The organism is Streptomyces sp. NPDC002809 (assembly GCF_040295435.1).
In the GTDB taxonomy this organism is placed as follows: domain Bacteria; phylum Actinomycetota; class Actinomycetes; order Streptomycetales; family Streptomycetaceae; genus Streptomyces.
Genome location: NZ_JBEOVJ010000004.1, coordinates 1 through 13,043, shown reverse-complemented (window position 1 = coordinate 13,043; position 13,043 = coordinate 1). Strand labels below are relative to the sequence as shown.

Genomic DNA, 13,043 nt, shown 5'->3' with positions numbered 1-13,043 from the left:
CGCGCGTGACCGCTGTGAGCAGCAACGCGACGTACGCGTTCAGCAAGCCGAACCGGGCGGGAATCACCCTGCTCGCCGGTCTCGGCGTGGAGGACGACGTCCATGCGGGGAAGACCATCAGGCACCAGTTCCGCATGACGTACGAACCGGAGCTGCCCAACCTGCGCCAGGTGCATCTCATGCACGAGGAGCTCTTCGACGAACTTGCCGGAAAAGGTTACGCGGTTGCCCCGGGCGAGCTCGGCGAGAACATCTCCACCCGCGGGATCGACCTGCTCGGTCTGCCCGCAGGCGCGCTGCTGAACCTGGGTGAGCGAGCGATCGTGGAAGTCACAGGGCTGCGCAACCCGTGCTCGAAGATCAACACGTTTCGACCGGGCCTCCTGAACGAGATGTTCGAGATCGACCTCGCGACCGGGGACTTCGCTTTCAAGTCCGGGATCATGGGCGTGGTCCGGCAGGGCGGCCGGGTGCGAGCCGGTGACCCGATCGGCGTGGATCTGCCCGCAGGCCAGCACCGGCCGCTGGAGCGCGTCCAAGCGCGTCCAGGGCTCGTTCGGACGGCCCCGCAAGGACGGCGCTACTTGCCCAGCTTCTCGGCGAGGGCGGCCCGCCGGGCGAACGTCTCGTCCTTGGACGCAGCCATCTCCCGCAGGGCCGTCTTTCGCTCCCGCTGTGCCAGCCGGTCCAGATACAGCTGACCGCGAAGGTGGTCGGTCTCGTGCTGAAGACATCGCGCGAAGTACCCGCGGCCCTCGATCACCAGCGGTGCACCGTTCCTGTCCTGGCCTCGGACGACGGCACGGTCGAGGCGGGGCACCATCCGGTAGGGACCCGGAACGGACAGACACCCTTCCGATTCCTCGACCAGACGGCGCTCTCCGGCCGGAACCTCCACCAGGACCGGGTTGGCGACGTGCCCGACATGACGGACTCCCCATTCGTCCGTGATGTCCCACACGAACAACTGGAGATCGACGTCGACCTGGTTGGCCGCAAGTCCCGCGCCTTCCGCCACCTGGTTCGTGGCGAACATGTCGTCGATCAGCCGCGACAGCTCCGGCGTGCCGAACCGGGTGACCTCCTGGCAGCGGCGCCGAAGGATCTCCTCGCCGACGACGGTGATGCGGCGCACCGAACCCCGCTCGGCCTCCGGCGCGAACCGTGGATAGGAGTCCACCGGCTCTCCCAGCACGCGCACCCGGCGGTCCTGCCCAGTGTTGTCGAACCGAACCGTCATGGAGCATCAACGCCTTCCGCACATGCCTCGGACGGCCGAAGCCGTGGGCCGCGGCCGGTCCGCGCAGCAGCTTGACCGAATGCTTTGCAAAGTAGCACCCTTTGCAAAATGAGCGACGAGAACCGCCAACTTCCCTGCGTGGACCCCCTGCTCCATCGCGCCCGCCGGCAACTCCCCAATCACCCCGTACGCGTTGCCCTCCTGGACCTGCTTGCCGAGACCGGCACGGTCACGTCCACCCAGGCCGCCGCCCGCCTCGGTCACAGCTCCGGTCTGTGCTCCTTCCACCTGCGCCAGCTCGCCCGGCACGGCCTCATCGAGGAAGTGCCCCACAGCGGTGGCCGGGCGCGGCCGTGGCGGCTTCGCTGGACGACCGCCGAAGGGCCGGACGGGCTGGTCACGGATGCGCCTGAAGAGTACGCGGAGCGGTCACCCGGACCGGAGGACGCCAGCTACCAGTACTGGCTGGACCACAGGGAGCAGGCGCCGGGCGAGTGGCAGCACGACGAGTCGTTCAGCGCCGTGGTCCACCTCACCCCGGACGAGATGGCCGAACTCGGCGCGTCGATCCGCCGCCTGGTGGCCGGCTACCGCGACCGGGACGGGCGACCCGACGGCGCGGTGGCCGTGGCCGCGGTCACCCGGCTGTTCCCGCTTCTCGGCCGGTGAGCGGCCCGTCGGCCCGGGCGCGCGGCCGCCTGACCGTGAAGACCGGTGGACGGGGCGCGCGATGCTGTACCGGCCGTCCCGGGGCCCGTGTGCGACACCCGTTGTCAGTGGCGCGGTGGAGAATCGCCCCATCGGCTCTTCGAAGAGGTGGGGATTCATCATGTCGATCGCGAACCAGCAGGTGAAGTCGTACGCGTTCCTGCAGGGGCTGTACGAGGACGGGTACTTCCCGGACCACGTCGTGGACAAGGGCCGAAGGATCCTCCTGGGCCTGTGCGAGCGGATAGAGACGGAGCGGCCTTCGAACCTGACCGCGCTGTACGTGCTCACGGAGGTGGCGACGATCGAGTTCAACGAGCTGGAGGCCGAGTTCGACGCGGCGGGAAGCGAGATCGAGACCGTTGCGCGCGAGGAGATATCCGAGGACTTCTGGTTCGTGGCCAAGGCCTATGGGTTCGATGACGCCGATACGGAAGAGCTCGTCGCCGCTCGTGAGTGGTGAGGGTCGTTCGGGAGCCGCCGGCACCGGGAGGGCTGAACAGAAGACGTGGGCGCACCGGGATCACGCGGCCGTGCGCCGCTGATGCGCGCCCGGTCCGCACAACGGTCTAGGCAGGCTCCGCGGGAGCGTGGCCTGCTGCCGTGTCGATGACTTCGTCCAGAACCTCGCGGGAACGGAGCAGGTCGGTGATCATGCGGTCGATGCGGTCCCGCTCGGTGGTGAGCTCGGAGACCAGTGCCGGGGTGGCGCGCAGGGACGGCCCGCCGTCCTCGTCGCGCATACAGGGAAGAATCCGTGCGATCTTCGAGCTGTGGAGACCGGCCGCGTAGAGCTCCTGGATGCGGATGACCCGGTCGACGGCCCTCTCGGGATAGTCGCGGTGACCGCCTGGTGTCCGGTCGGCTGCGAGCAGCCCCTGTTCCTCGTAGTAGCGCAACGAACGCTCGCCGACACCGGTGCGAGCCGCCAGTTCACCGATTCGCATGTCCACCCCGCGACTTGAATCTCACATCAATGTCAGGTTCTACGGTACCGGCATGACGCACACACAGCAGGTGCCCGCCGCATCCCGTCTCTTCGAGTCCGCCCGCCTCGGCGACCTCGGACTCGCCAACCGCCTGGTCATGGCGCCGCTGACACGTAACCGCGCAGGGGCCGACGGAGTCCCGGGCGAGCTGATGGCCACCCACTACGCACACCGTGCCTCGGCCGGTCTGATCATCGCCGAGGCCACGACCCCCAACGCCGACGGACAGACCTACCCCCACATCCCCGGCATCCACAGTCCCGCGCAGATCGCCGGATGGCGCCGGGTCACCGAAGCGGTGCGCGCGACGTCCGGCAGGAGCCCGATGTTCCTCCAGTTGCAGCACGGCGGCCGGGTGGGCCACCCCGAAACCAGCGGCCGGATCCAGCTCGCACCGTCCGCCGTGCGCTTCCCGGAGACGCTGCCGACACCGCGCGGGCTCCAGGACGGCGTCGTGCCCCGTGAGATGTCCTCGCGGGACATAGGGTCCACCGTCGCCGACTTCGCCGCCGCCGCCCGCAACGCCGTCGAGGCAGGCTTCGCCGGTGTGGAGGTGCACTCGGCCAACGGCCATCTGCTGCACCAGTTCCTGGCCGAGAACACCAACCGCCGGACCGACGAGTGGGGCGGCCCGGCAGCGAACCGGATCCGTTTCACCGTCGAGGTGGTGCGGGCCGTCGTGGAGGCCGTCGGCCCCGAACGGGTCGGTGTGCGCATCTCGCCCGGAGCGGATGTCAACAGCGTCGAAGAGGGCGATACCGAGGCCGTCTACGCGGCGCTCCTGCCCGCCCTCGCGCGCATCGCCCCGGTCTATCTGCATCTGGTCCGGGCCGATCCGGCCCAGCCTCTCTTCCACGAGATCCGCAGCGCCTGGCCAGGCACACTGATCGCCAATCCCGCGCTGTCACGCGAGGAAGCGGCGGCCGACGGCGGCATGAGTCGCGGGGAGCGACTCCTGGCCGAGGGCGCCGACCTGATCGCGCTGGGCCGGGGCTTCCTCGCCAACCCCGACCTCGTGGAGAGACTGCGCACGGGCGCACCGCTCAACGAGATCCGCCCGGAGTTCCTCATGCACGTACACGGGGAGGAGGGGTACAACGACTATCCCCCGCTCGGACGCGTCGGGTCCGTCAGCGGCCGCCGGCCCTCGGAGAGCGGCGGCACATCGGTTCCGAGCGCTTCCGCCGCGGGGGCCGGGCGATGATGTCGCCGCCGCGGGGACTGCCCGGTCAGCCGCACCTGCCGGGCGACAGGCCCCGCGGGCCGGCCGCGGCACGCAGCAGCTCGCGCAGTTCCAGGGCGGCCGGGAGCGGGGAGTTGGGCAGCGCGACGTGCACGGTCCGGCGCAGCGCCGGGTCGGTGAGGCGGCACAGGACCAGTGTGCCGGGGACGGCCCGGGCGGCCAGCGAGGGGACGAGCGCCACCCCCAGCCCCGCGGCGACGTAGCCGAACTTTCCGGTCCACTCCGCGATGCGAATGACCTTCCTGGGGGTGAAGCCCGCTCGGGCGCAGGCGTCCGCGAGCAACGTGGGGCGATCGCCGTAAGCGCTCTGGAGCCAGGCCTCGTCGCGCAGTTCGCGCAGGTCGAACGTACCGGCTTCGGCCAGCCGGTGTCCCCGGGGGAGCGCGACGCACAGCTCGTCCTCGCACAGCACTGTCGTGGTGACGCCGTCGGCCTGCGGCAGGCCGGACGGGTAGTCGCTGACGACGGCCAGGTCCAGGGCGCCGTCCACGAGCCGCCGCATGAGCAGGTCGGTCGGCCCCTCGGACGCCGCGACCTCGACCCCGGGCCGGGTGTCGCGGAGCGACCGCAGGGCGCCGGGTACCAGAGAGATGTTGGCGGTGGCGAACGCGCCGACGTGCAGCAGCCCGCCCTGCCCGGCGTGGAGCGCCGCCAGTTCGCGTTCCGCCCTCGCCAGCCGGTCCAGCACTTCGGTGGCGTGCCGGTGCAGCGTGCGGCCGGCCGAGTTGAGGCGTACACCCCTGGGCAGCCGGTCGAACAAGGGGCCGCCCGCCTGCTGTTCCAGCGTGGCGATCCGACGGGACACCGCGGACTGGGTGTAGTTGAGCCGGATCGCCGCCTGCGTGAACGAACCGCACTCCGCCACGGCCACAAGCAGCCGGAGCGCATCGTTCTCGAACACCCGCTCATCATCTCCTGGTTGTCGCCGGTCCGGCCGCCACTCTCGCCCCTCGCATTCTCGCCCCTCCCATTCCTCGGGCGCATGGTTTCCATGCGATCCAGTCGCTGGTGGTATGCCGGGCTCCGCCCTAACGTCGGTCACACGGCGGTGCTGCGGCACGGATGAGCGCGCCGCCACTCCATCCATGGACCAAGGGACCTTAGGGGGACGTGTGTTGTCACCAAGAGAAGCGATGACGAGGCGGGTCCGGTGACGGGGGAGAGGGTCCTCTCGCTGCCGAGGATGCTGACCGATGTGGAGGAGCTCGTGCGGTGTGAGTCCTTCTCGTCCGACCTGGTGGCGGTGGCGCGCAGCGCGAGGGTGGTCGGCGCCCTGGGGGCACGGTTGCTGGGGGTCGCGCCGGACCGGATCGTGATCGGGGGAGTGAGCCACCTGAGGTGGTCCTTCGGCACTCCGAGGGTTCTGCTCGTCGGACATCACGACACGGTGTGGCCCATGGGCTCGATCCGCAAGCGCCCCTGGTCGGTGGCGCACGGCAGGGCGCGCGGGCCCGGGGTTCTGGACATGAAGGCGGGGTTGGTGCAGATGTTCCACGCGCTGGCCTCCCTCCCCTCGCCGGAAGGGGTGTGCGTGATCGTCAACGGGGACGAGGAAGTGGGCTCCACGACCTCCCGTCAGCTGATCGAGCAGTCCGCCGCCGGGTGCGCCGCCGCGTTCGTGCTGGAGGCGTCGGCCGACGAAGGGGGCGCGCTCAAGACCGCCCGGAAGGGCACGTCGCGCTACGAGATCGTGGTGCACGGCAGGGCCGCGCACGCGGGCCAGGAACCCGAGAAGGGGGTCAACGCCACCATCGAGGCCGCTCACCAGGTACTGTCCGTCGCCGGCCTGGGCGCCTCGGCCGCCGCGGCCGTGGACGGCAGCCCCCTGGGCGCGGCTACCATCACGCCCACCCTCCTGTCGGCGGGAAGCGCACGCAACACCGTTCCCGCGCTGGCACGGCTGACGGTCGACGTACGCGCGCCCAGTGCGGCGGCGCAGGAGACGATCGACGCCCTGGTGCGAGGGATGACGCCCCGGATCCCCGGTGCGCGACTGGAAGTGCGGGGCGGCAGACAGCGGCCGCCCATGGGCCCGGAGTCCTCCGCCGACCTGTTCGCCCTGGCGTCCCGGATCGCTGCCGAACAGGGGCAGGAACCGCTGAGGGGGGCGTCCGTCGGTGGCGCGTCCGACGCCAACTACACCGCCGCGATGGGCTGTCCGACGCTGGACGGCCTTGGGGCGGTGGGTGCCGGCGCGCACGCGGACTCAGAGTATGCCGATGTCACCCGGATGGTTCCCCGGGCCCGGCTGCTCGCCGAACTCATCGCACGCACGAGGCGATGACGTGTTCGTCCGTACCGGCCCGGTTGACCGTGACACATTCTTCAGGGGGACGATTCGTATGAGAACAGGCGTGAACGGGTTCGGTTTGGGCGAGGCGTGCGGCGATTACGCCGTCGCGGGAGTGGGTGGCGCACTGGCGCAGACGGGACGGCGGGCGCTCATGATGCTCTGCCTGGTGCTGCTCGTCCTCCTGGTCGTCAAACAGCCAACGGCGGCGTTGACCAAGGGTGTTGTCGTCGCCGGGATCGCGCTCGCCGTGTGGGGGCTCACCCGCGCGTGGGGCCTCGTGTCCGCGCGGCTGGGTCTCCGCAGGTGCTACCTGTTCGCGGGCGGCATGGTTGTCACGGACCTGTTCGGCCGGCCGCGTGGGGTCGTGGCATGGAGCGAGGTGACGGCGCTCAACGTGATCGTCACGCGGTCGCTCCTGATGGCCTTCCACCGGTTCGAAGTCGACAGACGAGGGGCCGGACGCCTGGCGTTCCTGGCCATGGGCATGCAACCTGCCCTGGTGGAACCTCTGCTGAGCCGGGCGGCAGCGAACGGCGCGGGTGGCTGACCCCGGCGTGGCCGGCCCGCGCACCCCTTGAGGTGCCGCAGTCGGCTCAGCGGCGCCGCGCTCGACAGGGCGGCCCAGGAGCGCGAAGCCGAGAGGTCCGCAGGAGCGGTGCCGCGACCGGGCCCGCCTCGGTGCCGCAGGATCCCCGTCCTCCAGGGCAACCGTCCACGCGAGGTCGCGACCGCCCTGGTGTCCGATGGGTCGTGGGTGAATCGTCTCGGCGGGCCCGCCGGGGACGCGGCGGGGCGAGGCTTCGTGCGCCGTCAGGCGAACAGCCCGCTGGGGTGGGAGGCGCGGCGGGCGGCTGCCAGCAGGGCGTGGATCCGGGGGCCGGCCTGGTCCATCTCGGTCATGGGCGTCGCGAACGGCAGCCGCACGTCGCGCTGCGTGCGCCGGTACTCCAGGCGCAGGGTTATGCCGTACCGGTCCAGCGCCACGGGCAGGGCGCGCAGCAGGTTCTTGTCCGGCCGGGGGCGTACGAGGCGCAGCAGCAGCGGTACGAGTTCCGCGTGACTGTCCACGAGGTGGGTCAGCATGTCCGCCTCGTGTGTGGTGACCGGATCGGGAGTTGCCGCAAGGAGCGCGGACAGCGTGACGAATGTGCGGCCGTCGCCGTCGTCGAGAACCGCCTGGCCGAACTCCATGCAGATGCTGTCCGTGGCATCCGCGTCGTAGCGGGCGGCCAGCAGTCCGGTCATAGTGACGCGGGCGCGCAGCCGGTCGCGTACCGGCGTGGGTGCGATGTCCGTGAACTCCAGCCGGACCGGGACGGGGACGGCCGGATGCGCGGGGCCCGTCCCGGACGGTTCGTGGAGGTGGATGTGGCCCATGGCGCCTGTTCCGTCGAGGCGGTGGACCTCGATGGGGTCGAGGCCGTCACTCACCACCGTCATCGAATGGGCTGCGATGAGGATCGACCGCATGCGTTCGGCGGGAGTCGGCTGCGTGGAACGGGCGCTGAAAGGGCGCATCCAAGGTCTCCTGAGGGGAGGGCGGCGAGATCCGATATCGATTACTTAGGTATGCCTAACCTAACCTATGAGGCGGGGGTGGTGGGGCGGGGTGAGGAAATGGGCCGGAACGTGCCGCCGGTGGGCGGCCGCCGGAACCGCCGGCGGGCGGCGATCCCGGGTCCGCCGCCTCGAAGTCCCGTCGACGCGAAGGCGTTCCGGCGGCGCACTCTCGTCGGCGGCTCGGCGGCTCGCGGGCTCGGTGGGTGGCCGGGGCTACGGAATCGACGTGCCGCCACGCGGGGTATGTCGCTGATCCATGCGCGTCACGGGGGTGCTGCTCCATTCAGCGCCGCGCCGCAGCGGCCGACTGGCGAGCCCCCTGGAGGGCACCTAGCGTCGCCCGAGCCGAGGGGTATTGCTCACTTGTGCGGACAAAAGGTCCACAGCTGCTTCTCGAGAATCCGGAGAACCATCATGCGCGTGATACGTGCTGCTTCTGTCGCACTGCTCGGTGCCGCCGCTTTCGGAGTCGCTGCTCCGGCGGCCCTCGCCGACGACGGGAACCACGACATCACGTCGTTCGGCTTCACCGTCTCCCCGTCGACGGTGGCTCCCGGTGGCACCGTGACCCTCAACGCCACCGGGTGCGAGGTCCCGTCCGTGACCGTCACCTCGGGTGTGTTCGACACCGTCACTCTTGAGGAGGGGCGTTCGGCCACCGCGCGCGTCGATGACGACGCCAAGCCCGGTGCCGAGTACGACGTCACCTTCGACTGCAAGGGAGAGAAGGGGACCACGCCGCTGACCATTCGCGAGGGCTCGGGCCGCGGCGACCAGGCGGGCTCGGTGATGCCTGGCAACGGCGACCAGGCGGGCTCGGTGATGCCTGGCCGCGGCGACCAGGCGGGCTCGGTGATGCCTGGCCGCGGCGACCAGGCGGGCTCGGTGATGCCTGGCAACGGCGACCAGGCGGGCTCGGTGATGCCTGGCAACGGCGTCCGGGCCGGCGCCGGTGGCAGCCTCTCCGGCATGAGTCCGGGAGAGATCGGCGCGGGCTCCGTCCTCGTCGCAGGCGCGCTCGGATTCGGCGCCTACAAGATGCGCCGCCGTTCCGGCAGCAACGCCTGACCGCGAGAGCGCCGACGAACCGGGCCCTTTCGCGGGTCCGGTTCCGGCATCACAGGACCGAAGTGCGGAGAAGACGTGCACAGAGCCGTGTGGCACGAGTGGATCGAACCCGCCGAACCGCCGGAACGGGAACGTAAGAAGCTGTTCGGCCGCCGTGCCGCCGCCGATGGCCGGGACGGAGGCAACAGGGACGGTGCCCGCCGCGGCCCGGGCTGGTGCACGCTCGTCGTCGCCCTGCTGCTCGGTCTGGCCCTGATCCGGCAGGGTGTCGGAGGCGACGACGGGCCCCCGCAGCCCGCGTCGGCCATGGGCGACCGGTCCGGCGCCTCGGGTGCCGGCGTCTTGCCGAAGGGGCCGCCTCCCGAACCCCTCACCCGCTCGCTGCCCGAACGGATCACCATCCCCTTTCTCGACGTCGACGCCCCGGTCGGAAAGGTGGGCCTGGGCGCGGATGACTGGATCGACGCACCCCCGCTGACGGACAACAACCTGGCCGCCTGGTACGACGGTTCCGTCACTCCCGGCGAACCAGGTACCTCCGTGCTGGTGGGCCATGTGGACAACAAGACGGGCCCTGCCGTCTTCTACGGCCTCGGCGCGCTGGAGAAGGGGCGCCGCATCGAGATCCGCCGCACCGACGGCACCACCGCCGTCTTCTCCGTCTACGCCGTAGAGGTCGTCAGCAAGGCCGAGTTCCCGGCCGCCCGTGTCTATGCGAACACCTCCGACCCGGAGCTGCGCGTGCTCACCTGTGGTGGCGGCTTCTCCCGGAAGGCGGGCTACGACGGCAACGTCGTGGCCTTCGCGCGCCTGACGGCCGTCCTCTGAGCAGGGCGGCCGGAGTTCAGCGGCTACGGCGTGTCCGCCTTTGGGTGTTCACGCGGCGGGTCGGGGGCGCCGCCACGTGAGACCTCGGGGTGCGGCCGTTGATCCGCGTGCGTGTCACGGGCCAGGAGGCCCCTGGTGCACGTCGTCGGGGAGGCGAAGCTGCGGACCGCCAGTGCCACGAGGGTGTCGGCCGAGCGGTTCCCGGCTGCACCGTCCCCGCCGAGTGGCACCAACCGGGCGCGGACGTCAGCTCGCCCGTGAGCCCGTGGCTCGCGCGGTCGGACTCGGCCTGCAGGGCGTTCTGCAGGGATCCCGCCCGCATGACATCGGGAGAATGTGCCGGGCGGACGTGCAGGTGAGCGTTCGGCGCTGTGTCTTGATGCTGCTCGCTCATGTGGCCGAGTGGGCGAGATCGTGGCGGCGATGCGGCCGACCTCGAAGAGTCCGCGCAGGCGCCTCGTCCGCTTCTTGCAGGAGTTACAGGAGCAGAAGCACGCAGGGGCAGGGGCAGGGGCAGGGGCAGGGGCACGAGGCAACGGTCGATGTTCCCGACGCCAGAGCGGCCCTCGGGGCGCAGTACTGCCACGAATGGGAGAGCGGCCCGATGGGGCCGCTTCGTCACGACAGGGGGGTCCAGGCTGTGACCAGGTCGAGGAGGCCCGTGAAGCGGGCGTTGAGGTCGTCGACGCGTACGTGGCTTCGGCGCTCGAGCCCGTACTGGCGCTGTCGCGTGACTCCCGACTCCCGCAGCACCTTGAAGTGGTGCGTGAGAGAGGACTTGGGCCGGTCGAAGCCGAACCAGCCGCAGGGATGATCGAACTGTTCCGACTCCAGCAGGAGCTTGTGGACGATCGTCAGCCTCAACGGGTCGCTGAGGGCGGCGAGAACCGTCTCCAGACGAAGGTCCTCGACCGCCGGCTCCGGCAGCCGTTCCGGCAGGCCGGGCGGCTCCGGGAACGCCTTGACGGCGACGGGTGCGGTGCGCGCGGTCGGAGGCACGGTCGCTCCTCATGGCTCGATTCCTATGTACGACTTCAATCGTACTGCATGCTAAGTTCGACTTAATTCGTACTGCACGATGCCGGGAGGAACAGTCATGTCCAGAACCCGCACCGCATCAGTCCCTGCCGTCGGCCGCGTGGGGCGTCAAGGCGTCCCCATGGGGTCCGACGCGCGTAGTTCCGCTCCGTTGTGGTGGGTATGGCTCGCTGCGTGGCCGGTCACGGCCGTCTTCGTTCTCTCGAACGCCGCAACCCCGTTGTACGTGTTGTGGCAGCGGGACATCGGTTTCTCCAAAGGCACCCTGACCGTCGTGTTCGCCTTCTACATCGTCGGACTCATCGGCTCACTCCTCGTCTCCGGTGTGGTCTCCGACCGGATCGGCCGCAAACCGGTGCTGCTGCCCGCCCTGGCGCTTGCCCTGGTTGCGTGTCTGATCTTCGCGACCGCCGCCGGTGTGGTCGCCCTGATGGTGGCCCGGCTGTTCAGCGGTGTCGCTGTGGGTGCCGTGGTCTCGGCCGGAATGGCCGCGGTGACCGATGTGGCCGGTCCCGAACGCAAGCGGACCGCCGCCCTGCTCGCCTCGTGCGCGATGGTCTTCGGCGCCGGTCTCGGCCCGTTCCTGGCCGGGGTCCTCTCCGAGACCCTCCCCGCGCCGACCGTCACCGTCTTCGTCGTCGAGGCCGCACTGCTCGTCACCGCGGTGCTTGTGGTGCTGCGCATGCCGGTCCGGCGCCCCACGGCGCCCGAGAAGGGGGCCTGGGTGCGTGTGCCCGCGGTGCCGCGTGGCTGCGGCCGTCAACTCGTCCAGGGTGTCGCCGTGTTCGCGCCCGGACTCACCGCCACATCCTTCGTGCTCTCGCTCGGTCCCTCCCTTCTTTCGGGACTGCTGGGCACCACCAGCCGGATCATCGCCGGCGGCATGGCGTTCGCCATGTTCCTCGCCGCCACCGGAGTGCAGTTCGCCGTCCGGCACCTGAGCCGGCACACCATCCTTGCGGCCGGTGCGATCGGCACCGCGATGAGCATGGTCACGCTCATCATCGCGGTGCATGCCTCGTCGGTACCGGTCCTCGTCACTTCGGCGCTGCTCGCCGGGGCCGGTCAGGGCATGGGGCAGCTCGGCGGCCTGTCGTTGCTCAATTCCGGCGTGCCTCCTCAGCGCCTCGCGGAGGCCAACGCCGCGCTCAACGTGGGGGGTTACACCCTTGCGGGTGTCCTGCCCGTCTCCGCCGGCTACCTCAGTGACGCGGTAGGCCTGCCTGCGGGCGCCACGGTGTTCGGAGTGGTCCTCATGAGCCTCGCGGTCATCGGCGGGCTGGTGGTTCTGGCCGGACGGGGCAGGACGGCGGAACCGGCCTGAGTCCCTGCCCGGCGGCGCCCGGTGCCCGCTCCTGCCGGGGCGTGCCATCCGGCTTGCGTGGCAGGGCCGGGAGGTGGGGGCCGTCAGGCTCGTGCGTCCGGCCACGGTCCGGACAGGAGCGGCATGAAGCCGTACTGCGGGCACGGTGTGGTGAAGCACTGCTTGGGTGCGGGGACACAGACGTACCCGGCGGGTGCGGTGACGGACGCGCAGGGGTCCGCCTGCGACAGGACCGGGCCGCCCGCGGTGTGCGCCGGGCCGGCCAGGGCGAGAGACAGGGCGGTCAACGCGACTGCCGGGGCGGTGCGCATCAGGTTCTTGATCACGAACGACAGGGATAGCCGCCGACCTGCCCGGGCGGTAGTCCCTGGCGCCTCAAGTCACCCGCCTGGCCGACGAATTACCCGCAGAAGGGGACTCCTTGCAGACAGCCGCTCGCCCTGCTTGTTCCCGTTGCTCCGTCTGTTGTGCCGGTGTGCGACGGGACAGGTTCGAACGGCGCAAAATCGAGCAGGTGAGTGGTATGAGTTCACTCTCGCGTACCACTCCACCACCGTCCGAGCGATTGCGCCGGCCGCGGAGCGGGAGGACAGCCCGGAGGGCTCGCATGCTCCGTCGGCATGTCCTTGTCCCCGTCGCGATCGCGTCGTTCACCCTTGCCGCAGCCGGCTGCGGCGGAAGCCCGGCCGCGGCCCGACCGCCCGGGGGCCCGTCTTGCGGCCCCGCGGTCTCCGCGCGGGGGGCGGTTCGGC

General features: G+C 70.7%; 14 protein-coding genes and 1 pseudogene. 9 read left to right on the top strand and 6 right to left on the bottom strand.

Going from position 1 to position 13,043, the window contains the following annotated elements:
- Nucleotides 1–14: 14 nt before the first annotated feature.
- Nucleotides 15–536 (top strand): annotated as a pseudogene (locus ABT025_RS03740) (MOSC domain-containing protein); the annotation flags it as partial.
- Nucleotides 537–580: 44 nt separating this feature from the next.
- Here ABT025_RS03740 and def read toward each other — a convergent pair.
- Nucleotides 581–1,240 (bottom strand): peptide deformylase, encoded by a 660-nt coding sequence (gene def, locus ABT025_RS03735; protein WP_350989461.1) that lies wholly within the window; start codon nt 1,238–1,240, stop codon nt 581–583.
- Nucleotides 1,241–1,348: 108 nt separating this feature from the next.
- Here def and ABT025_RS03730 point away from each other — a divergent pair, with 108 nt between their 5' ends.
- Together ABT025_RS03730 and ABT025_RS03725 are read left to right on the top strand one after the other, a co-directional pair.
- Nucleotides 1,349–1,909, top strand: a complete 561-nt coding sequence (locus tag ABT025_RS03730) for a helix-turn-helix domain-containing protein (RefSeq protein ID WP_350989459.1) — start codon at nt 1,349–1,351, stop codon at nt 1,907–1,909.
- A gap of 160 nt (nt 1,910–2,069) precedes the next feature.
- Nucleotides 2,070–2,411, top strand: coding sequence for a DUF5713 family protein (locus tag ABT025_RS03725; protein ID WP_350989457.1), 342 nt, complete (start codon nt 2,070–2,072; stop codon nt 2,409–2,411).
- Between the two features lie 106 nt (nt 2,412–2,517).
- Here the strand turns inward: ABT025_RS03725 and ABT025_RS03720 are convergent, their stop codons facing one another.
- Nucleotides 2,518–2,895, bottom strand: a complete 378-nt coding sequence (locus ABT025_RS03720; RefSeq protein WP_350989803.1) for a MerR family transcriptional regulator — start codon at nt 2,893–2,895, stop codon at nt 2,518–2,520.
- Between the two features lie 52 nt (nt 2,896–2,947).
- Between ABT025_RS03720 and ABT025_RS03715 the strand changes: the two genes are divergently transcribed.
- A complete protein-coding gene (locus tag ABT025_RS03715) occupies nt 2,948–4,141 on the top strand; it encodes an oxidoreductase (protein ID WP_350989455.1) in 1,194 nt (397 codons plus the stop codon).
- 25 nt (nt 4,142–4,166) lie between these two features.
- Here ABT025_RS03715 and ABT025_RS03710 read toward each other — a convergent pair whose 3' ends face one another.
- The gene (locus ABT025_RS03710) at nt 4,167–5,081 is read right to left on the bottom strand and encodes a LysR family transcriptional regulator (RefSeq protein WP_350989452.1); all 915 of its coding nucleotides are present in this window, start codon (nt 5,079–5,081) and stop codon (nt 4,167–4,169) included.
- A 282-nt stretch (nt 5,082–5,363) separates the two neighbouring features.
- Here ABT025_RS03710 and ABT025_RS03705 point away from each other — a divergent pair, with 282 nt between their 5' ends.
- Together ABT025_RS03705 and ABT025_RS03700 are read left to right on the top strand one after the other, a co-directional pair.
- Nucleotides 5,364–6,464: a M20 family metallopeptidase gene (locus ABT025_RS03705; protein WP_350989800.1), complete on the top strand. Its 1,101-nt coding sequence runs from the start codon at nt 5,364–5,366 to the stop codon at nt 6,462–6,464.
- A 58-nt stretch (nt 6,465–6,522) separates the two neighbouring features.
- On the top strand, nt 6,523–7,020 hold the full coding sequence (locus tag ABT025_RS03700; protein WP_350989450.1) for a hypothetical protein: 498 nt from the start codon (nt 6,523–6,525) through the stop codon (nt 7,018–7,020).
- A 263-nt stretch (nt 7,021–7,283) separates the two neighbouring features.
- Here the strand turns inward: ABT025_RS03700 and ABT025_RS03695 are convergent, their stop codons facing one another.
- The gene (locus tag ABT025_RS03695) at nt 7,284–7,991 is read right to left on the bottom strand and encodes a DUF2470 domain-containing protein (protein WP_350989448.1); all 708 of its coding nucleotides are present in this window, start codon (nt 7,989–7,991) and stop codon (nt 7,284–7,286) included.
- 456 nt (nt 7,992–8,447) lie between these two features.
- Between ABT025_RS03695 and ABT025_RS03690 the strand changes: the two genes are divergently transcribed.
- Nucleotides 8,448–9,101, top strand: a complete 654-nt coding sequence (locus ABT025_RS03690; protein ID WP_350989446.1) for a hypothetical protein — start codon at nt 8,448–8,450, stop codon at nt 9,099–9,101.
- Between the two features lie 141 nt (nt 9,102–9,242).
- The gene (locus ABT025_RS03685; protein ID WP_502971885.1) at nt 9,243–9,929 is read left to right on the top strand and encodes a class F sortase; all 687 of its coding nucleotides are present in this window, start codon (nt 9,243–9,245) and stop codon (nt 9,927–9,929) included.
- Nucleotides 9,930–10,547: 618 nt separating this feature from the next.
- Here ABT025_RS03685 and ABT025_RS03680 read toward each other — a convergent pair.
- Nucleotides 10,548–10,928 carry an ArsR/SmtB family transcription factor gene (locus tag ABT025_RS03680; protein WP_350989442.1) on the bottom strand — a complete coding sequence of 127 codons (381 nt, stop codon included), beginning with the start codon at nt 10,926–10,928 and terminating at the stop codon, nt 10,548–10,550.
- A gap of 97 nt (nt 10,929–11,025) precedes the next feature.
- Here ABT025_RS03680 and ABT025_RS03675 point away from each other — a divergent pair, with 97 nt between their 5' ends.
- Nucleotides 11,026–12,291 carry an MFS transporter gene (locus ABT025_RS03675; protein ID WP_350989440.1) on the top strand — a complete coding sequence of 422 codons (1,266 nt, stop codon included), beginning with the start codon at nt 11,026–11,028 and terminating at the stop codon, nt 12,289–12,291.
- Nucleotides 12,292–12,374: 83 nt separating this feature from the next.
- Here ABT025_RS03675 and ABT025_RS03670 read toward each other — a convergent pair whose 3' ends face one another.
- Nucleotides 12,375–12,617, bottom strand: coding sequence for a hypothetical protein (locus ABT025_RS03670; RefSeq protein WP_350989438.1), 243 nt, complete (start codon nt 12,615–12,617; stop codon nt 12,375–12,377).
- Nucleotides 12,618–13,043 lie beyond the last annotated feature (426 nt).

Bases quoted from the DNA above. Each gene is read 5' to 3' on its own strand.
- def (WP_350989461.1), bottom strand. From the start codon at position 1,240: ATGACGGTTCGGTTCGACAACACTGGGCAGGACCGCCGGGTGCGCGTG.
- ABT025_RS03730 (WP_350989459.1), top strand. From the start codon at position 1,349: ATGAGCGACGAGAACCGCCAACTTCCCTGCGTGGACCCCCTGCTCCAT.
- ABT025_RS03725 (WP_350989457.1), top strand. From the start codon at position 2,070: ATGTCGATCGCGAACCAGCAGGTGAAGTCGTACGCGTTCCTGCAGGGG.
- ABT025_RS03720 (WP_350989803.1), bottom strand. From the start codon at position 2,895: ATGCGAATCGGTGAACTGGCGGCTCGCACCGGTGTCGGCGAGCGTTCG.
- ABT025_RS03715 (WP_350989455.1), top strand. From the start codon at position 2,948: ATGACGCACACACAGCAGGTGCCCGCCGCATCCCGTCTCTTCGAGTCC.
- ABT025_RS03705 (WP_350989800.1), top strand. From the start codon at position 5,364: ATGCTGACCGATGTGGAGGAGCTCGTGCGGTGTGAGTCCTTCTCGTCC.
- ABT025_RS03700 (WP_350989450.1), top strand. From the start codon at position 6,523: ATGAGAACAGGCGTGAACGGGTTCGGTTTGGGCGAGGCGTGCGGCGAT.
- ABT025_RS03695 (WP_350989448.1), bottom strand. From the start codon at position 7,991: ATGCGCCCTTTCAGCGCCCGTTCCACGCAGCCGACTCCCGCCGAACGC.
- ABT025_RS03690 (WP_350989446.1), top strand. From the start codon at position 8,448: ATGCGCGTGATACGTGCTGCTTCTGTCGCACTGCTCGGTGCCGCCGCT.
- ABT025_RS03675 (WP_350989440.1), top strand. From the start codon at position 11,026: ATGTCCAGAACCCGCACCGCATCAGTCCCTGCCGTCGGCCGCGTGGGG.